The 17,417-nt window shown below is 74.9% G+C and carries 18 protein-coding genes and 1 pseudogene; 11 read left to right on the top strand and 8 right to left on the bottom strand.

What is annotated here, in order from left to right:
• Positions 1-241: 241 nt before the first annotated feature.
• Positions 242-685: an Lrp/AsnC family transcriptional regulator gene (locus I5Q34_RS22305; protein ID WP_199894069.1), complete on the bottom strand. Its 444-nt coding sequence runs from the start codon at positions 683-685 to the stop codon at positions 242-244.
• A 197-nt stretch (positions 686-882) separates the two neighbouring features.
• Here I5Q34_RS22305 and I5Q34_RS22300 point away from each other — a divergent pair, with 197 nt between their 5' ends.
• The gene (locus I5Q34_RS22300) at positions 883-1,278 is read left to right on the top strand and encodes a hypothetical protein (RefSeq protein WP_199894068.1); all 396 of its coding nucleotides are present in this window, start codon (positions 883-885) and stop codon (positions 1,276-1,278) included.
• Positions 1,279-1,315: 37 nt separating this feature from the next.
• Here I5Q34_RS22300 and I5Q34_RS22295 read toward each other — a convergent pair whose 3' ends face one another.
• Both I5Q34_RS22295 and I5Q34_RS22290 read right to left on the bottom strand, forming a co-directional pair.
• Positions 1,316-2,488 (bottom strand): acyl-CoA dehydrogenase family protein, encoded by a 1,173-nt coding sequence (locus I5Q34_RS22295; RefSeq protein WP_199894067.1) that lies wholly within the window; start codon positions 2,486-2,488, stop codon positions 1,316-1,318.
• A gap of 342 nt (positions 2,489-2,830) precedes the next feature.
• Positions 2,831-3,781: a helix-turn-helix domain-containing protein gene (locus I5Q34_RS22290; protein ID WP_199894066.1), complete on the bottom strand. Its 951-nt coding sequence runs from the start codon at positions 3,779-3,781 to the stop codon at positions 2,831-2,833.
• Positions 3,782-3,852: 71 nt separating this feature from the next.
• Here I5Q34_RS22290 and I5Q34_RS22285 point away from each other — a divergent pair, with 71 nt between their 5' ends.
• The 3 genes and pseudogenes from I5Q34_RS22285 (at position 3,853) to I5Q34_RS34935 (ending at position 5,305) form a co-directional block, all read left to right on the top strand.
• The gene (locus tag I5Q34_RS22285) at positions 3,853-4,173 is read left to right on the top strand and encodes a cupin domain-containing protein (RefSeq protein WP_199894065.1); all 321 of its coding nucleotides are present in this window, start codon (positions 3,853-3,855) and stop codon (positions 4,171-4,173) included.
• Positions 4,174-4,210: 37 nt separating this feature from the next.
• Positions 4,211-4,846, top strand: a pseudogene (gene dhaL, locus I5Q34_RS34940) (dihydroxyacetone kinase subunit DhaL); the annotation flags it as partial.
• Positions 4,820-5,305, top strand: a complete 486-nt coding sequence (locus I5Q34_RS34935) for a PTS-dependent dihydroxyacetone kinase phosphotransferase subunit DhaM (protein ID WP_234429382.1) — start codon at positions 4,820-4,822, stop codon at positions 5,303-5,305. The pseudogene dhaL and the gene I5Q34_RS34935, both read left to right, overlap by 27 nt.
• On the opposite strand, the gene I5Q34_RS22275 is transcribed toward I5Q34_RS34935, so the two are convergent.
• Positions 5,295-6,029 carry a PIG-L deacetylase family protein gene (locus I5Q34_RS22275; RefSeq protein WP_199894063.1) on the bottom strand — a complete coding sequence of 245 codons (735 nt, stop codon included), beginning with the start codon at positions 6,027-6,029 and terminating at the stop codon, positions 5,295-5,297. The two genes, I5Q34_RS34935 and I5Q34_RS22275, sit on opposite strands and share 11 nt — an antisense overlap.
• Before the next feature lie 149 nt (positions 6,030-6,178).
• On the opposite strand from I5Q34_RS22275, the gene I5Q34_RS22270 reads away from it, so the two are divergent.
• Genes I5Q34_RS22270 through I5Q34_RS22260 form a run of 3 tightly spaced genes read left to right on the top strand, consistent with a single transcriptional unit; the run spans position 6,179 to position 9,093 of the window.
• A complete protein-coding gene (locus I5Q34_RS22270) occupies positions 6,179-7,243 on the top strand; it encodes an ABC transporter substrate-binding protein (RefSeq protein WP_199894062.1) in 1,065 nt (354 codons plus the stop codon).
• On the top strand, positions 7,244-8,299 hold the full coding sequence (locus I5Q34_RS22265; protein ID WP_199894061.1) for an iron ABC transporter permease: 1,056 nt from the start codon (positions 7,244-7,246) through the stop codon (positions 8,297-8,299).
• Between the two features lie 2 nt (positions 8,300-8,301).
• Positions 8,302-9,093 carry an ABC transporter ATP-binding protein gene (locus I5Q34_RS22260; protein ID WP_199894060.1) on the top strand — a complete coding sequence of 264 codons (792 nt, stop codon included), beginning with the start codon at positions 8,302-8,304 and terminating at the stop codon, positions 9,091-9,093.
• A 263-nt stretch (positions 9,094-9,356) separates the two neighbouring features.
• Here I5Q34_RS22260 and I5Q34_RS22255 read toward each other — a convergent pair whose 3' ends face one another.
• Positions 9,357-10,262, bottom strand: a complete 906-nt coding sequence (locus I5Q34_RS22255; protein WP_199894059.1) for an L-tyrosine/L-tryptophan isonitrile synthase family protein — start codon at positions 10,260-10,262, stop codon at positions 9,357-9,359.
• Entirely contained in the window at positions 10,259-11,506 is a 1,248-nt protein-coding gene (locus I5Q34_RS22250; protein ID WP_199894058.1) for a cytochrome P450, read from the bottom strand. The genes I5Q34_RS22255 and I5Q34_RS22250 overlap by 4 nt, the downstream gene beginning before the upstream one ends.
• A 229-nt stretch (positions 11,507-11,735) precedes the next feature.
• Here I5Q34_RS22250 and I5Q34_RS22245 point away from each other — a divergent pair, with 229 nt between their 5' ends.
• From I5Q34_RS22245 to I5Q34_RS22235, 3 genes are read left to right on the top strand one after another with little or no spacing between them, the layout of a single operon-like run.
• Positions 11,736-11,936 (top strand): hypothetical protein, encoded by a 201-nt coding sequence (locus I5Q34_RS22245; RefSeq protein WP_199894057.1) that lies wholly within the window; start codon positions 11,736-11,738, stop codon positions 11,934-11,936.
• Positions 11,936-14,515, top strand: a complete 2,580-nt coding sequence (locus tag I5Q34_RS22240) for a cation-translocating P-type ATPase (RefSeq protein ID WP_199894056.1) — start codon at positions 11,936-11,938, stop codon at positions 14,513-14,515. The genes I5Q34_RS22245 and I5Q34_RS22240 overlap by 1 nt, the downstream gene beginning before the upstream one ends.
• The gene (locus I5Q34_RS22235; protein ID WP_199894055.1) at positions 14,512-15,015 is read left to right on the top strand and encodes a copper chaperone PCu(A)C; all 504 of its coding nucleotides are present in this window, start codon (positions 14,512-14,514) and stop codon (positions 15,013-15,015) included. The genes I5Q34_RS22240 and I5Q34_RS22235 overlap by 4 nt, the downstream gene beginning before the upstream one ends.
• Positions 15,016-15,381: 366 nt before the next feature.
• On the opposite strand, the gene I5Q34_RS22230 is transcribed toward I5Q34_RS22235, so the two are convergent.
• Positions 15,382-15,963, bottom strand: coding sequence for a sigma-70 family RNA polymerase sigma factor (locus I5Q34_RS22230; protein ID WP_199894054.1), 582 nt, complete (start codon positions 15,961-15,963; stop codon positions 15,382-15,384).
• 88 nt (positions 15,964-16,051) lie between these two features.
• Between I5Q34_RS22230 and I5Q34_RS35580 the strand changes: the two genes are divergently transcribed.
• Entirely contained in the window at positions 16,052-16,201 is a 150-nt protein-coding gene (locus tag I5Q34_RS35580; protein ID WP_277965397.1) for a zf-HC2 domain-containing protein, read from the top strand.
• Positions 16,202-16,439: 238 nt separating this feature from the next.
• Here the strand turns inward: I5Q34_RS35580 and I5Q34_RS22220 are convergent, their stop codons facing one another.
• Positions 16,440-17,207 (bottom strand): hypothetical protein, encoded by a 768-nt coding sequence (locus tag I5Q34_RS22220; RefSeq protein WP_199894052.1) that lies wholly within the window; start codon positions 17,205-17,207, stop codon positions 16,440-16,442.
• Between the last annotated feature and the right edge of the window lie 210 nt (positions 17,208-17,417).

Genomic DNA, 17,417 nt, shown 5'->3' with positions numbered 1-17,417 from the left:
GAGGACGAGCGGCGAAGCCGCGACACGGGGCCCGGGGCGGAGCCCCGAAGCGGGGCGCGGGGGCGCAGCCCCGCAAGGGGGCCAGGGGGCGAAGCCCCCGGAAGCGGGGTCCAGGGGCGCAGCCCCGGTGGGGCGCAGGGGGCACAGGGGGCGCAGCCCCCGCACCACCGCGCGGAGCGCGGTGCCGGGCCCCGGGGCGGTGCCCCGGAGGAAACGGTGAAAGGGCGGGGCGGGGAGAAACTCACCCCACCCGCGGCGGCCGCGCCTCGTACGGCGTCGACAGCACGATCGTCGTCCGCGTCGAAACGCCCGCCAGCGACCGGATCCGCGCCAGCATGTGCTCCAGCTCCAGCGGGGTCGCCACCCGCACCTTGAGGATGTAGTTCTCGTCGCCCGCCACGCTGTGGCACGCCTCGATCTCCGGGATCTCCGCCAGCCGGTCGGCGATGTCGTCGGGAGCGCTGGGGTCGAAGGGTTTCACCGAGATGAACGCGGTCAGCGGCAGGCCGACCGCCTCGGGGTCGACGACCGCCGCGTAACCGCGGATGACGCCGCGCTGTTCGAGCCGGCGCACCCGCTGATGCACCGCCGAGGTGGACAGGCCGGTCGCCTTGCCCAGGTCGGTGTAGCTCATCCGCCCGTCCTTGACGAGCAGTTCCACGATCTCTTTGTCCAGCTCCTCCACGTGCGTCAACCTACTGGGTCCGGACGCGCCCGGCACAGTCGGCGTCACCGCAGGCGCACGCGACGCGTGACGAACACCACAGGTCCGCGCCCGTGTCCCCCCGGCCTGGGAGATTACCCCGCTCCGCCCGAGGGAAGTGCTTGCTGTGGCCGAGGCCGAGACGCCTCGGCCGGGCCCAGCCGAGGGGGAGAAAGACTATGCCCAGCCTGGAACGCCTCGAGAACGAAGGCGACAGCACCGCACACGGCGGCACGGACGACATGACGGATCCGCTGGACCTGACGTCGATGTTCCGGGTGACCTGCCCGGACTGCGCGCGCCCGATCGCGCTGCTCGCGGACGAGGAGGAGCTCCCGGAGCACGCCCTGTGCCCGTCCCCGTGGAACCCGTTCGGGCTCACCGTGTGCCCGGGCTCCGGGCGGGCCGTGGAGGACGCCGAGCCGGCCGACGCGTCGGGGGGCGCCCAGGAGCTGGACACGGCGCTGCTGCTCACCCTGCCGGAGAGCCTGGACTGGCGGCGGCAGCCGTTCTCGCACATCGGCGGCCCGGGCTCGCGGCCGCTGCGGGTGCCGGGGGCGCGCCGCCGCGCCTGAGCGTCCGGGGCGGGGCCCGACGGCCCCGCCCCTTTTGCTACTGCCCCTCGGGCCCGGCCAGATGACGGGCGATCACCACGCGCTGGATCTGGTTGGTGCCCTCCACGATCTGCAGCATCTTGGCCTCGCGCATGTACCGCTCCGCCGGGAAGTCCGCCGTGTAGCCGTAACCGCCCATGAGCTGCACGGCGTCGGTGGTCACCCGCATCGCCGCGTCCGTGGCGAAGAGCTTGGCCATGGCGGCCTGCCGGGAGAACGGCAGGCCCTGGTCGCGCAGCCGGGCCGCGGCCAGGTAGAGGGAGCGGCCCGCCTCGATCTGGGTGGCCATGTCGGCCAGCATGAAGCGCAGCCCCTGGAAGTCCACCAGCAAACGGCCGAACTGCCGCCGTTCGGAGACGAAGGCCAGCGCCGTGTCGAGCGCCGCCTGGGCGATGCCGACGGCGCAGGCGGCGATGCCCAGGCGTCCCGAGTCGAGGGCCGACAGGGCGATGGTGAAGCCCTGCCCCTCCTCGCCGATGCGGCGGGCGTCCGGCACCCGCACCCCGTCGAGGTGCAGCTGGGCGGTGGGCGAGCCCTTCATGCCCATCTTGCGCTCGGGCGGGGCCGCCGAGAGGCCGGGGGCGTCGCCGGGCACGAGGAAGGCCGTGATCCCGCGGGCGCCCTCGCCTCCGGTCCGGGCCAGCACCGTGTAGAAGTCGGCGATGCCGCCGTGCGTGATCCACGCCTTGGTGCCCTCCAGTACCCAGCCGTCCCCGTCACGGGTGGCCTTGGTGCGCAGCGACGCGGCATCGGAGCCGGACTGCGGCTCGGAGAGGCAGTACGCGCCGAGCAGCCCGCCGCCGAGCATCGCGGGCAGGTGCTCCGCGCGCTGCGCCTTGGTGCCGTAGCCGGCGAGCGCGTGGCAGGAGAGGGAGTGCACGCTGACCCCGAGGCCCACGGTCAGCCGCGCGGCCGCCAGTTCCTCCAGGACCTGGAGGTAGACCTCGTACGGCTGGGCGCCGCCGCCGGACTCCTCGGCGTACGGCAGGCCGAGCAGTCCGGACGAGGACAGCAGCCGGAACAGCTCCCGGGGGAAGCGCCCGGCCTCCTCCTCCGCCGCGGCGTGCGGCGCGATCTCCCGCTGCACCAGCTCGCGCACGAGCGCGAGCAGGTCGCGGGCCTCTTCCGTGGGCAGCTGGCGCTCCACCGGCTGCGGGCCGTGGTCGGTCATGCGCGGCTCTCCTCCCTGTCGGGCGCTTGGGCGGCGGCGCCGGGGGTGTCGGCCCGCCACCGGTCGTGCCCAGCCGATGGTCCCCTGCCGGGTCTCGGAAATGGGGTGACCTGCGGCTGTGGCGCTTGGAGTATGCCCGATCGGGGGGCGTGCGTCACCGGTTGACAGATCTTGGGGCGGGCGCGTATCGGGGGGCGTGGCCCGCGGGTGCCTCTGTCGTCAACTGGTCTCTCATATGCGCCAATTAGCGCTTCATTTCGCCTACTTCCCTCATTTTCGGGGAAACCGTCGCACAACGGGGTTGGTGCGTGGGGGGAGTTTGCCCCGGACCCACCCCCTCACTCACACCCCCGCCGCCCTGAACGCCCTGCGGTACGCCCCCGGTGTCGTGCCGACCGCGGTCACGAAGCGCCGCCGCAGGTTCGTGGGGGAGGACAGGCCCGCGCGGCGGGCGACCGCGGCCAGGGGGAGGTCGGTGGTCTCCAGCAGTTCCCGGGCCAGGGCGATCCGTTGGGACAGGAGCCACTGCCCCGGTGCCGTCCCCAGCCGCTCCGCGAACCGCCGGGCGAGCGTGCGCGACGAGACGCCCGCCCGGGCCGCCAGGTCCTCCACCGTCAGGGGTTCGCCGAGCCGCCCGGAGGCCCACTCCAGCAGCGGCGCGAGGGAGGCGTCGAACTGCGCCGGACGCGGCGGCGCGGCGAACTGCGCCTGGCCGCCCTCACGATGGGGCGGCATGACCATGGTGCGGGCGACATGCGCCGCGTACCCGGCGCCGTGGTCGGCGCGGACCAGGTGCAGGCACAGGTCGATGCCGGCGCCGGAGCCCGCGCTGGTGGAGACGTCGCCGTGGTCCACGTACAGCACCCCCGGGTCGACCTCGACGGCGGGGAAGCGGGCGGCCATCGCGCCGGCCAGCGCCCAGTGCGTCGTGGCCCGCCGGCCGTCCAGCAGCCCGGTGTGCGCCAGCGGGAAGGCGCCGGAGCAGATGGAGGCCAGGCGCGCGCCGCGCCGGTGCGCCCGGCGCAGCGCCCCGAGGACGGCCGGCGAGGGCTCCTCGTCCGTGGGCGACCAGCCGGGGAGGATCACGGTGTCCGCCCGTTCCAGCGCGGACAGCCCGTCGGTCACGAGCATGTCGTACCCGGCCCGCGTCGCGACCGGGCCGGGGTGCTCGGCGCACACGCCGAACGCGTACCGCGCCGGGAGTCCGCGCCGCTCCGTCCCGAACACCTCCGCCGCACAGGCGAGTTCGAACGTGGACTGCGGGGCGTGCACGAGGGCGACCACACGATGCATGGCAGAAAAGTACCCCAGGATGTCGATTCGGACACTCGATCCGACGTCAGGGCAACGGCCAGGCTGGGGACATGAACCACGACACCTACACCTGGTCCTCCGTCCACGACGCCCCCGTCCGCGAGCTCTTCCCCGGCATCCGGCTGCGCCCCCTGTGGGCCGGTCCCGGCGGCGCGAAGGCGCAGGTCCTGGAGATGGATCCGGGGTCCGCGTGGGAGGGCGTCGACGTGCACGAACCGGGCCCGGAGGAGGTGTTCGTGGTCTCCGGCACGTTCAACGACGGGGACCGGGACTACCCCGCGGGATCGTTCGTCCACGCCCCGGCCGGTTCGTCGCACGTGCCGCAGACGACGAGCGGATGCACGTTGTTCGTCTTCTATCCCGAGGGGTGACGGGGCACACTTCCTCCCCACCCCTACCCTGAGCCCCATGACCACGACCACCGCCGCCCTCGATCTCCCCTTCTTCCGGCGCTTCCTCGACCGCGCGACCACCGTCCTCGTCGCCCACGCCGCGTATCTGACCGATCTCGACGCCGCGATCGGCGACGCCGACCACGGCAGCAACCTCAAGCGCGGCTTCGGCTCGGCCGCGCAGGCCGTCGCCGACGCCGCGCCCACCACGCCGGGTGCCCTGCTGACGACCGTCGGAGTGCACCTGACCAACACGGTGGGCGGGGCCTCGGGGCCGTTGTACGGAACGGTGTTCCGGCGGATGGGCAAGATGCTGGGCGAGGACGCCGAGGTGGCGCCCGAGACGCTGGGGCGGGCGCTCGCCGCTGCCGTGGCGAGCGTCCGGCGGCTGGGCGACTCGGCGCCCGGCGACGCGACGATGGTGGACGCCCTCCAGCCCGCCACCGACGCGTACATCGCGACCCTGGCGGAACGGCAGGACGCCGCCGCCGCGTTGGAGGCCGCCGCCGAGGCCGCCCGGGCGGGCGCGGAGGCGACCGTTCCGCTCCAGGCCCGCCGGGGCCGGGCCAGTTACCTGGGCGAGCGCAGCATCGGCCATCGGGATCCGGGCGCCACGTCGACCGCCCTGCTGATCACCGCGCTGTACGAGGCCACCGACCCGGCGCTGTGCGCGGTCGCGCCCGAGCCGCCCGTCGAGGAGCAGCCCGAGGAGCGGAGCGCGCCCGGCCGCGTCGGCGTCGTACTCGTCTCGCACAGCCGCGAGCTGGCCGCCGCGACGGCCGCGCTCGCCAAGTCCCTCTACGGGGCGGGCGATCCGGCCCCCGTGGCGCCCGCGGGCGGTCTTGCGGACGGCGGGACCGGCACCAGCGCCGAGCTGATCCGCCGGGCGATCGGCGACGCGGACGAGGGCGCGGGCGTGGTCCTCGTCTGCGACATGGGCAGCGCGGTGCTCACCGCCAGGACGCTGGCCGGCGACGGCGTCCGCATCGCCGACACGCCGTTCGTCGAGGGCGCGGTGGCCGCCGTCGTGACGGCCTCGGCGGGCGGCGACCTCGCCGCCGTGCTGGCGGCGGCCGAGGACGCCCGAACCTACCGCAAGGTCACCGGGTGAACAGCTCGAACGCGACGCCCGGCCGCCCGCCGAAGCGATCGGCGACCGCCGCCATGTTGCCCTCCAGGAACGTGCGGCAGTAGCGCTCCGGCTCCTCGTCCGTGAGGGCCTCGATGTACGTGCGGTGGCACAGCAGGGACGCCACCGCGCGGTCGAGGCCGGCGCGCGCGTCCACCGCGTGGGTGGGCTGCGGGGAGCCGGCGACGGCCACGTACCGCACCCCGTTCCACGGCTGGAGCCCCTGCTCGGCGAGTTCGGGGAAGATCCAGCGGTTGCCCGCGTCGGCCACGGCGTCGAGCGCGGCCCGGCCGACGGCCCGGTGGTCGGGGGTGTTCCAGGCGACGCCGCCCCAGGTGTCGTGGTGGTTGAGGGTGATGACCAGCTCGGGCCGGTGGCGGCGGACGGCGGCGGCGATGTCGCGGCGCAGCGCGGTGCCGTACTCGAGGACGCCGTCGAGGTGGCCGAGGAACTCCACGGTGCGGACGCCCACCGCCGCCGCGCTCTCCCGCTGCTCGCGCTCGCGCAGCGGGCCGGCCTCGGCCGGGGACATGGTGTCGATGCCCGCCTCGCCGCTGGTGACGAGGGTGTAGACGCACTCGCGGCCGCCGTCGAGCCAGGTGGCGACGGCGGCCGCGGCGCCGTACTCCAGGTCGTCGGGGTGGGCGACGACCGCGAGGGCGCGCCGCCAGTCGGTGGGCATCTCCTGCAGTTGCGGACCGGGCATCGGGGTCTCCTCAAGATCATGTCCACTGGATGTCCGCAGCCTATGCGGGAGATCTTCACAGGATCCGGGAACCGGGCCGGGGTTCCGTCCGACTACTGCTCCGGGTCCGCGAGCTGCGGGCCCGAGCACAACGAGTCCTGGAGTGTTTGATGCGCCCTCGTGCGTGGTGCGGCGTGCTGGCCGCGGTGGCCCTGTCGGCGACGGCCTGTGGCGGTGGCGGCTCCGATGCGAAGGAGACCGGCGCGGCGAAGGGGCCGGGTCCGGGTTCGGGCTTCCCCGTGACCGTCTCGGACTGCATGGGGGCGAAGACCACCTTCGACGCGGCGCCGAAGAAGATCGTCACCAGCAACGCGGCCGCCCTGGAGCTGCTGATGTGGCTGGGGGCCGGTGACAAGGTCGTCGGCACGGGCTTCCCGCCCGGCAAGGGCGCGGTGCCGCAGCAGTTCCAGGACCGGGCGGCGAAGGTGCCGGTCCTCGGGAGGACCGTGATCCCCAAGGAGAAGCTGCTCGGCTCCGGCGCCGAGGTCTACATCGACTCCTTCTCCTCGATGAAGAACATGGGCGGGATGGGCGACGCGCCCAGGCCCGAGGAGTTCAAGGCCGCCGGCATCAAGCACGTCTTCCTGAAGTCGACGGCGTGCGCGGCCATGAACAAGTCCCCCCGCACCGACCTGTCGGGCGTCACGGCCGACATCGAGGAGCTCGGCCGCGTCACCGGCACCTCCGCCCGCGCCGCCGAACTCGTCGGCGAGATGCGCAAGAAGACGGACGGCGTGCGCGACGCCCTCAAGGACGTGCCGCAGGACAAGCGCCCGTCCTACTTCCTCTTCGACTACGACGCCGGCACCAAGCAGCCCATGGCGGTCTGCAACCGGCAGGTCGCCAACGCCGTGATCACCATGGCCGGCGGCCGCAACGTCTTCTCCGGCTGCGACGGCGACTTCAAGCCCGTCGGCTGGGAGGACGTCGTCGCGAAGAACCCCGACTGGATCCAGCTGGCCGTCCGCAACCGGGGCAGCGAGGAGGCCAACCGCAAGGCGTTCGACGAGGCCGCGGACTTCCTGAAGAGCTTCTCCGCGACCAAGGACCTCAAGGCCGTCAAGGAGGGCCGCTTCCTGCGCATCGGCTCGGAGCGCACCACCATCGGCGGGGTGCGCAGCGCGGACACCGTGCGGGAGATCGCGCACACCCTGCACCCCGACCGGGTCAAGTAGATGACGGCGGTCGCCGACGAGGTGCGTCCGGTACGCGAGCCGAGCCCTGTACTGGTCGCCACCGCGCTGGCCGTCGTCCTGCTCGGGGCCCTGGTCGCGTCCGTGTGCCTGGGCTCGACCAGGGTGCCGCTCGGTGACGTGTGGTCGGCCGTGGTGCGCGGGGTGACGGGCGAGGCGCCGGTGCCCGGTACCCACGACCTGATCGTGTGGCGGCTGCGGGTGCCGCGCGCCCTGCTCGCCGCCGTGGTCGGCGCGGGCCTGGGCCTGGTCGGCACCGCGACCCAGGCCCTGGTCCGCAACCCGCTCGCCGACCCGTACCTGCTGGGCATCTCCAGCGGCGCCTCCCTCGGCGCGGTCGCCGCGATCGTCCTGGGGGCCGGGACGGGCGGGCTGTTCGGGCTGGGGCTGTCGGCGGCGGCGTTCGCCGGGGCGCTGGCCTCCTTCGCCCTGGTGTGGACGCTGGCCCGGCGCGGCGGGGGCTTCTCGCCGCTGCGGCTGGTGCTGGCCGGGGTGGGCATCGGGCAGTTCCTGTCCGGCTTCACCCACTACCTGGTGCTCCAGGCCGGGGACGACCAGCAGACGCACGGCGTCCTGTTCTGGCTGATGGGCTCCCTCGGCGGGGCCGAGTGGTCCACCCTGACGGTGCCCGTCGTGACCGTCGCGCTGGGCCTGACCGCGCTCCTGGCCCGGGCCCGGGCGCTCGACGCGATGCTGATGGGCGACGAGACGGCGGCCGGCCTCGGGGTGGACGTGCCCCGCTTGCGCCGCGAGATGTTCGTGGTGACCAGTGTTCTCACGGGAGTTCTGGTGTCGGTGTCCGGGGCGATCGGCTTCGTGGGGCTGATGGTCCCGCACGTGTGCCGGCTGGTCGTCGGCGGCGCGCACCGGCGGCTGCTGCCGGTGGCCGCGCTGTTCGGCGCCGTCCTGCTGGTGGTGGTCGACCTGGTGGCGCGGACGGCGCTGCCGGACCAGGAGCTCCCGGTGGGCGTGGTCACCGCGCTGATCGGTGCCCCGACCCTGCTCTATCTGCTCGACCGCCGCCTGGAGAGGGGCTAGCCGTGCGCATCGCCATCGAGGACCTGGAGGTCGTCCTGTCCGGCCGGTCCGTGGTCTCCGGGGTCCAACTGATCGCGGAGGACGGCGAGATCGCGGGCCTGGTCGGGCCCAACGGCAGCGGCAAGTCGACCGTGCTGCGCACCGTCTACCGCTATCTGCGGCCGCACGCCGGGCGGGTGCTGGTGGGCGGTACGGACATCCGCTCGCTGTCGGCGGCGGAGTCCGCCCGGCGGGTGGCGGCCCTGCCGCAGGAGCGCGGCACCGACTTCGAGTTGACCGTGCGTGCGGTGGTGGCGATGGGCCGCACGCCGTACAAGCGGGCGTTCGCGGGCGAGGACCGGGCGGACGCGGACGTCGTGGCGGCGGCGCTGGCGAACGTCGGCCTGGCCGGGGCCGGTCACCGGCGCTTCTCCGCCCTGTCCGGCGGCGAGCGCCAGCGCGTGCTGCTCGCCCGGGCGCTGGCCCAGGACCCGAAGGTGCTGGTCCTGGACGAGCCGACGAACCACCTGGACGTCCGTCATCAGGTGGAACTGCTGGCCCTGTTGCGCGCCCAGCGCCGTACGACGGTGCTCTCGCTGCACGACCTCAACGCGGCGGCGTCGTTGTGCGACCGGTTGCACGTGCTGCACGAGGGGGCGGTGGTGGCTTCGGGGCCGCCGCGGGATGTTTTGACGCCGGAGTTGCTGGCGGAGGTTTTCGGTGTGCGGGCGGCCGTGGTGGAACATCCGTTGACGGGAGATCCGTTGATCGCGTTCGATCACCGGGCGGGGGTGCCGGCGGCGGTGCGGGGGTGACGCTGCCCGCTTGGGGTTGGTTTTGTGCCCCGGACCCTCCCCCAGAGGGGGTACCCCCACTTTCACCGTTTCTCGCGCGCTCTGCGCGGGGTGCAACGCGGCTGCGCCGCGTTCGTCCTCAAACGCCGGACGGGCTGAATTTCAGCCCGTCCGGCGTTTGAGGACATCGCCCGAAGGGCGATGCGGGGCCGAGGGGCGCAGCCCCGGAGAAACGGTGAAAGTGGGGGTACCCCCTCTGGGGGAGGGTCCGGGGCAAACTCCCCTCAGCCCGCCGCCTCGAAGTGGCTCGGCCGGCCACCCCGCCGCACCAACCTCCCCACCCCCTCCGCCTCGTCCCGCCGCATCAGCCGCGCCACTCCCCCCGCATCGCGCAGCACCGCCCCGTGCCACGGCGTGGCCCACGCGTCGGCCGTCTCCAGCAGGCGGATGCCGAACTTCTCGGAGCCCACCGGCTGCGGGTGGATGGACAGGCGCACCGAGCGCGGGAAGTGGTCGGCTATCAGGTCGCCCCACGCCCGGCTGCGGGCGATCACCTCGTAGGCGCGGGCGCGGCACTCGCGCTGCAGCGCGGATCTGCTGCCGGCGAAGTCCGCCGTGTCCTCGACGAGGAAGCGCGTGATGCCGCGGTAGAGCCGGGCCGTCTCCTCGTCCGAACGCACCCGCTCGCGCAGGGCGTCCACGGAGGGCGCGTACGCCTCGGTGACCAGGCGCCGCTTGGTGTCGTGGTCCGCGTCCCCGTGCACCTGCCGGAGGTCGAACGTGTCGAGGTGGTCCAGGCCCGCGTCCCGGATCAGGGCGCGCAGCCCGTCCCCGTAGGCGTCGATGTGCGCGTCGGGGACGTGGATGACGTCGCCGAAGATGTGGCCGTCCGAGCAGATGACCAGCCGTGCCCCGGGCTCGTACACCTCGGCGATGCGCGCGCACAGGCCGTTGAGGAACTCCAGGGAGAGGCGTTCGCCCTCGTCGGGGAGGTGGCCCAGGACCTTGGCGGTGTTGGGGGACTTGCAGGGGAAGCCGGGCAGGGTGAGCAGCACCGGTTCGCCGGCGTCGGTGAACGCGCGTATCTGGCCGAGCTGTTCGGGATGGTCGGCGGGGTCCGGCGAGCCGGGGCCGGTGGTGCGGTGGTACGGCAGCAGCAGCCGCAGAACGGTGGCCGCGGCGGTGCTCATCGGCCCTCACCCCGCGCGTACGGGCACCCGTCGAAGCGGACCGGGAGCGCGGACGTCCCCCGGCCGAGGACGGCGGGGATCCACCGCAGTTCCCCGTCGGGCCCGGCCGGGCGCAGGCCGGGCAGCCGGGCGAGCAACGTCCCCAGGGCGACCTGGAGTTCGGCGCGGGCCAGGGCGGCGCCCGGGCAGTAGTGGACGCCGTGGCCGAAGGCGAGGTGGGAGCCCTGGGCCCGGTCGAGGTCGAGGGCGTCGGGGTCGGGGAAGCGCTCGGGGTCGCGGTTGGCCGCGCACAGGGAGACGATCACCGAGTCGCCGGCCGGGACGCGGGTGCCGTGCAGCTCCGCGTCCTCGGCGAGGAAGCGCCAGGTGGTGAGCTCGAAGGCGCTGTCGTAGCGCAGCAGTTCCTCGACGGCGGACGGCATCAGCCCCGGCTCGTCCCGCAGCCGCGCCAGCGCCTCGGGGTGGCGGAAGAGGGCGACGAGGGCGGTGGTGATCTGGTTGGTCACCGGCTCCTGCCCGGCCACCAGCAGCTGGAAGATCATGGAGGACAGTTCCTCCGGGGTGAGTTCGCCCGCGTCATGGGCGGCGACCAGCCGGGCGAGCAGCCCGTCGCCGGCGCCGCGCCGGTCGGCGACGACCTCGGCGATGTACTCCTCCAGGCCGCGCAGCAGCGCCTCGTACGCGGGGCGGCCCGGGTCCTCGGGCCCGACGGGCGCGACGACCTTGCCCCACTCGCGGCGGAAGCGGGCGGCCAGGTGCGGGGGCAGGCCGATGACCTCGGCGAGGACCTGGAAGGGGAAGCGGGCGGCGAAGCGCCCGACGAGATCGACCGGTTCGCCGTCCGCCGGGAGGGCGTCCACGAGCGCGTCCGCCAGTTCCTGGAAGCGCGGCCGCAGTTCCTCGACGCGACGTGGCGCGAAAGCGTCCGTGACCATCCGGCGCATGGCGGTGTGCTTGGGGGCGTCCTGGTGCAGGAGGTGCGCCTGGAGCCGGGAGTGCTGCGGCTCGGGCATGATCGAGGCGCGGGCGCGCCAGCGGTCGTTGCCCAGGGCGTGGTTCTTGCCCAGGCGGGGGTCGGCGAGGGTGCGCTGCGCGGCGGCGTGTCCGGTCACGAGCCAGGCGGTGACCCCGCTGGGGAAGAGCACCCGGTGCACGGGACCGGCCTCGCGCATCCGCGCGTAGAGCGGATAGGGATCCCGCTTGTACGCGGGGCCGTGGAGGGGTACGGGGTCGGGCAGGGACACGGTGGTGCTCTCCTCGGGAAGTCGTGGACCCCCAGGAAGTCGTACGGTGGTGCCGGCTGGTTCCCGCCCCTCGTGTCCGGATTCCGGACGGCTCCCGCCGACCCCCTCAATCCTCAGGTAGTCGTCCGGAGGGGCCCCCGGGTTCCCGGAAGCGGAAGGGACAATCCTCACGCGCCGGGCAGGCGGATCCGGGCCTCCCCGACCGCCCCGGGCGTGCCACGATGCCACGATGACCGCTCGTCAATCCCTCGCCCCCTACGCCGCGCTCTGCGGCTTCGTCCTGCTGCTGGCCGCCCTGTTCGGCGTCGCGTACGCCGCCGGGTCGGCCGCCGGCCCCGTCTCCCCCGGCCTGCACCGCAGCGGCGGCGGCCCGGCGTCCGACGGGGGCTCCGGCGGCGGTATGGATGATATGCCCGGAATGGGCCACTGATGGGCGCCCCGACCACGGCCGAGGCAGCCGAGACCGAGATCCTCGTCGGCGGCATGACCTGTGCCGCCTGCGTGGCGCGCGTCGAGAAGAAGCTCGGACGGCTGGAGGGGGTGACCGCGAGCGTCAACCTGGCCACCGGACGGGCGCGGATCAGCCACCCGTCGGCCGTCTCCGCCGAGGAGCTGATGAAGGTGGTGGAGGGCGCCGGCTACACGGCGGCCCTGCCCGAGCCCCCCGAGGCGGAGGACGACGGCTCCGCCGGTGCCGGGGACGAGCCCCCGCCGTCGGCCCGGCTGCTGATCACCGCTCTGCTGTCGGTGCCGGTGCTGGTGCTGTCCATGGTCCCGGCCCTGCAGTTCCGCAACTGGCAGTGGCTGTGCTTCGCCCTCGCCACGCCCGTCGCGGCCTGGGGCTCCTGGCCCTTCCACTCCCGGGCCCTGCGCGGGCTGCGGCACTCCACGGCGACGATGGACACCCTCGTCTCGCTCGGGGTCCTCGCCTCCTACGCCTGGTCGGTGTACGCCCTGTTCTTCGGCGGCGCCGGGGATCCGGACATGCGGATGCCGTTCAGCCTGTGGCCCTCGGGCATGCCCGGCACCGCGGACGTCTATCTCGAAGCGGTCGTCGCCGTACCGCTGTTCGTCCTGACCGGACGGCTCCTGGAGTCCCGGGCGCGGCACGGGACGGGCTCCGCGCTGCGGGCGCTCGCCTCGCTCGCCGCCAAGGACGTCGTCGTGCGGGCGGAGGACGGCTCCGAGCGGCGGATCCCGATCGCTGAACTGCGGGTCGGCGACCGCTTCGTCGTCCGGCCGGGCGAGCGGGTGGCCACCGACGGCACGGTGGTGTCCGGCAGTTCGGCACTGGACCTGTCCCTCGTCACGGGCGAGAGCGCGCCCATAGAGGCGGGTCCGGGCACGGCCGTGGTCGGCGGCGCGGTCAACTCCGGCGGGCTGCTGGAGGTACGGGCCGGTGCGGTCGGCGCGGACACCCAACTGGCGCGGATCGCCAAGCTGGTGGAGGACGCGCAGGCGGGCAAGGCCCGGGTGCAGCGGGTCGCCGACGCGGTCGCGGGCGTCTTCGTCCCCGCGGTCCTGGCCGTGGCCGTGACGGTGCTGGGCTTCTGGCTGGGCGCGGACGCCTCCCCCCAGGCGGCGATCACCGCAGCGGTCGCGGTGCTGGTCGTGGCCTGCCCCTGCGCCCTGGGCCTGGCCACCCCGACCGCCCTGCTGGCGGCGACGGGCCGGGGCGCGGGCCTGGGCATCCTGGTCCGCGGCCCGCAGGCCCTGGAGGGGCTGCGCCGGGTGGACACCGTGGTGCTGGACAAGACGGGCACGCTGACCACCGGTTCGATGGCGGTCACGGCGGTGACGGCCCGCCCCGACGGCGTCGGGGACGGGGCGGCGCTGCGTCTGGCGGCGGCCGCGGAGGCGGGTTCGGAACACCCCGTGGGCCGGGCGGTCCACGCGCACGGCGCGGCGGAGGCGGGCGCGGAACCGCTGCCGCGCGCCGGGGAGTTCACGGCCACGGCGGGCGTGGGCGTACGGGCGCGGGTGGACGGGCACCTGGTGGAGGTGGTCCGCGCGGACGGGGCGCCGGCGGGGGCGGACGCCCCCTCTGCGGCAGGTACGCCGCGTCCTTCCGGCGCTCCCGCCCCGACAGGCGCCGACGGGCCGGCGGACGCCGCCTCTGCGGCAGGCGAGGCCGCGTCGGCGAACGAAGCAGCACCGACAGGCGAAGCCGCACCGATGAGCGGTGCCGCGCCGGAGGCACGCCGCACGGCCACCGCGAACGGAACCGGCACGGCCACCGGCGAAACCGGTCCCGCCGCGGACAGCGGCACCCCGGGCGCCCGGGCCCGCACCGACGAGCACGCGCCCCTCCCCGCCTCCCTCGCCGAGGCCGCCGCCGAGGCCGACCGGCACGGCCACACCGCCGTCCTCGTCCGGATCGACGGCACGGCGGAGGCCGTGATCGCCCTCGGCGACACCGTGCGGGCCGGCAGCTACCGCGCCTGCGACCACCTCAAGCGGCTCGGCCTGCGGCCCGTGCTCGCCACCGGCGACAGCGAGGCCGCGGCCCGGTCCGTCGCCGCCGAGCTGGGCATCGACGAGGTGCACGCCCGGATGACCCCCGAGGGCAAGGCCGCGCTCGTCCGCGAGCTGCGGGCCCGGGGCCACCTGGTCGCGGTCATCGGCGACGGCGTCAACGACACCGCCGCCCTGGCCGGCGCCGACCTCGGCATCGCCATGGGCAGCGGCACCGACGCGGCCATCGGCGCGGCCGACGTGACGCTGGTGCGCGAGGACATGGGCGTCCTGGCCGACGCGGTGCGCCTGGCCCGGCGCACCTCGGTGACCGTGCGCGCCAACCTGGCCTGGGCCTTCGGCTACAACATGGTCACCGTGCCGCTGGCCGCCGTCGGGCTGCTCAGCCCGATGGTCGCGGCGGCCGCGATGTCGGCCAGTTCCGTCCTCGTCGTGGCCAACAGCCTGCGCCTGCGCGGCTGGCAGCCGACGCCCGCCCGGCGCGGCCCGGCCCGTACCCCTCGTAGCACCGCTCACGGAAAGGCCGCGCGATGAAGGACTCCCCGATCCGCGACTCCCTGGTCCGCACCGCCAAGGCGGCGCTCGTCCCCGCCGTCGCCTGCGCCGTGACCCTCGGCGGGCTCGGCGCCTGGACCGCCTCGGGCGCCGCGGGGCGGCCGGCCGAGGTGTCGGTGGAGGACGCGCGCGTCCTCGTCCCGTTCGGGACCGACGACACGGCCGCGTTCGTACGGATCCGCAACGACGGTGACGGGGACGACGAACTGCTGTCCGTCGAGGCCCCGACGGCGGGCGGCGCCATGCTGAGCAGGACGGTGGTCAAGGAGGGCGCCGGCACCATGCGGATGCTGCGCTCGGTGGAGGTGCCCGCCCACGGCACGGTCGAGATGTCGCCGCACGGGACCGACATCATGATCTCCGCCCCGCCCAGGATGCGGGCCGGCGAACGCCTGCCGCTCGTCCTGCGGTTCCGCGAGAGCGGCACCGTGCGGACGGAGGCGGTGGCGGTCCCGGCGGGAAGCGCCCCCCGTCGCTGATCGTGCGAAGGCGAAGGGGCCGCGAGGGGTGATCCCTCGCGGCCCCTTTCCTGTCGACTTCCCTGTCGACTTTCCTGTCGGCGCGCGCCCGTTCGACGCGCGCGGCGCGGGCCAGGGCCTGTCCGACGGCTCTTGAACTGCCGCCGGGCGGGCCGCCCGTGTCGCGCAGCAGACCTCGTGAGCTGCCGACTGCCGCACAGGGAGCATCCGTTCCGGCGAGGCAGCGGCGTCGAGAGCCGTCGGACACGGCCTAGTGAGCCGGATTCGAGTTTCAACAGCACCACGTGAGGCACGTCCAGCACCAACCGCCTGACCAGCGAGGTGCCGATCATGCGATCGGCGATGCCGAATCTCGAAACCGGGCCGCTAGCCGGCGAGCGCCGGCACCCGCGCCGTGGCCTCCCGCTCGGCCGTCTCCAGCTGGCCGATCAGCGACTCGCGGGCGCGCGCCACGCGGGAGCGCACCGTGCCGACCGGGCAGCCCGCCACCAGCGCGGCCTCCGCGTAGGGCAGGCCCAGCATCTGCGTGAGCACGAACGCCTCGCGGCGCTCGTAGGGCAGCCGGTCCAGCAGCTGCGACAGGGCCACGCCCTCGTCGAAGCCGGGGAGCTCGGCGCGCTGGGTGCGCTCGGCGGCCGACTGCCAGTCGTCCGTGTCCGACAGCCGCGGCCGGGCCGCGAGGAACCGCAGCCGGTCCACGACCGTGCGGCGGGCGATGGACAGCAGCCAGGTGCGGGCCGAGGAACGCCCCTCGAAGCGCGGCAGGGAACGCAGGGCCCGCAGGTAGGTCTCCTGGAGGAGGTCGTCGGCGCCCTGCGGGTCGCCGCTCAGCCGGGCCACGTACCGCCGGACGTCGCTCTGGGTGGCGCGGATGAAGCGCTCGACGGCGTCGGCGTCCCCGCCGCGCGCGGCCAGCGCCCAGGCGGTCACGGTCTCGTCGTCACGCACGGCGGCCTCCCGGGCGGGGGCCGGTGCACCCGGGCGCACCGGCCCCGGGGACGATGGCGGGGTGCATTGCAGAGACGTACGTAGCGCCGTGTCCGCCCGGATCGACGGCGAGGAGACACCGCCGGGCGTCCGAGCCCGGGCGGTGGAGACGCACCTGCGCGGCTGTGCCGAGTGCGGCCGGTGGGGCGAGCGGGCCCGCCGGCTGAAGGTGCTGGCCGCCGTGCTCGACCTCGGCTGATCGGGCTGTCAGTTGGTTCATCGGCCGGTTCGCCGGCCGGTTCGCCGACGGGGGGACGTGCCGTCGTGGCACGCGAGGAGTGCGGGCAGGGGTCATTGCCCGGGGTCCTTCCTGGAATCCGGGGGCGCGGCCGCGCGCGGCGGCGGGACACCCGGTGACGTCGTGAGCCTGTCCGGTCGCCGTCGGCACCGGGCACGCCCGACCGCCGGTCCAGCAGAGGAACCGGGTGCGTGCGCGCTCAGCGGCAGACGGCGAGCGGGGCCGGCGGCCCCCGGGTGACCAGGGCGTACGCGTACAGCAACTGCCGCAGGCGCTGCGCGGCGCGGGCCAGGCCGGCGCGGACGCGCGGCGGCCCGGGGGTGGGCAGCGGCCCCCGGAGCAGGACGAGCAGCGGGGCGACGAGCCGGGCGCAGGCGGCCCGGCCGACGCGGAAGACGGCGTGTTCGCCGCCCGACAGCCAGACGCCCAGGACGAGCGCGGCGAGGAGGTGCGCGGACCACATGCCGATGGCGCCGTGGCTGCCGTGCATGCCCAGCATGTCCATCTGCATGCCGTCGTGCGCCGGCATGCCGGCCATGCCGCTCATGCCATCCATGCCGCTCATGCCGCTCATGCCGGAGTGACCGGACATCCCCGACATGCCGGTGCCGGCCGTCGCGTTCGAGCCGCACAGCATTCCGCTGAGCAGGGAAGGCGTTCCGGTTCCGGTGGCAGGGCCGGCGGAGGCCCCCGCGAGGGAGACGTTCTGCGCCACGGTGAAGAAGAAGTGCAGCCCCGCCTGCGCGCCCACGGTCGCCAGCGTCACCAGCAACGGCCCGCGCTCGCGGCCCGCGAGGAACCAGGCGCAGCCGCCGGTTCCGGACAGTGCGGCGATCACCGCCCACCAGGGGACGTCGACACCGGACATGAGGACGTGGCCCAGGGCGGCGAGCAGCACGCAGCCGGCCGCGAACACGGCGGCTCGCAACGTCCGCGGTACCTGCCCCGCCTGCTGTCCTGCACTCATGACGTGCACATCGTTGCACCCGCTCCGCGGGACGCAACGGCGGGGTGCGGGTCATCGCCCGTACGGCCCCGCCCGCACCGTGGATGCACCGTGCGCGCACCGTGGACGCCGGGTGCGCGTGGTGGTGCGCGGCTCCGCTCTGCGCCGTCCGCCCGGCGGCGCAGAGCGGCGGGCCGCCGGCTCGGGGGGAAGACCGGGGGCCCGGTCCCG

The organism is Streptomyces sp. AV19 (genome assembly GCF_015999245.1).
Taxonomy (GTDB): Bacteria; Actinomycetota; Actinomycetes; order Streptomycetales; family Streptomycetaceae; genus Streptomyces.
The sequence above is the reverse complement of the archived record's forward strand: the minus strand, read 5'-3'. Positions and strand labels throughout refer to the sequence as shown.

Coding starts and splice junctions, on each gene's coding strand:
- I5Q34_RS22255 (WP_199894059.1), bottom strand. CDS start 10,262: ATGAGCACCGCCGCGGCCACCGTTCTGCGGCTGCTGCTGCCGTACCAC.
- I5Q34_RS22270 (WP_199894062.1), top strand. CDS start 6,179: ATGCGCCCTCGTGCGTGGTGCGGCGTGCTGGCCGCGGTGGCCCTGTCG.
- I5Q34_RS22220 (WP_199894052.1), bottom strand. CDS start 17,207: ATGAGTGCAGGACAGCAGGCGGGGCAGGTACCGCGGACGTTGCGAGCC.
- I5Q34_RS22290 (WP_199894066.1), bottom strand. CDS start 3,781: ATGCATCGTGTGGTCGCCCTCGTGCACGCCCCGCAGTCCACGTTCGAA.
- I5Q34_RS22285 (WP_199894065.1), top strand. CDS start 3,853: ATGAACCACGACACCTACACCTGGTCCTCCGTCCACGACGCCCCCGTC.
- I5Q34_RS22275 (WP_199894063.1), bottom strand. CDS start 6,029: ATGCCCGGTCCGCAACTGCAGGAGATGCCCACCGACTGGCGGCGCGCC.
- I5Q34_RS22265 (WP_199894061.1), top strand. CDS start 7,244: ATGACGGCGGTCGCCGACGAGGTGCGTCCGGTACGCGAGCCGAGCCCT.
- I5Q34_RS22235 (WP_199894055.1), top strand. CDS start 14,512: ATGAAGGACTCCCCGATCCGCGACTCCCTGGTCCGCACCGCCAAGGCG.
- I5Q34_RS22245 (WP_199894057.1), top strand. CDS start 11,736: ATGACCGCTCGTCAATCCCTCGCCCCCTACGCCGCGCTCTGCGGCTTC.
- I5Q34_RS22240 (WP_199894056.1), top strand. CDS start 11,936: ATGGGCGCCCCGACCACGGCCGAGGCAGCCGAGACCGAGATCCTCGTC.
- I5Q34_RS22295 (WP_199894067.1), bottom strand. CDS start 2,488: ATGACCGACCACGGCCCGCAGCCGGTGGAGCGCCAGCTGCCCACGGAA.
- I5Q34_RS22300 (WP_199894068.1), top strand. CDS start 883: ATGCCCAGCCTGGAACGCCTCGAGAACGAAGGCGACAGCACCGCACAC.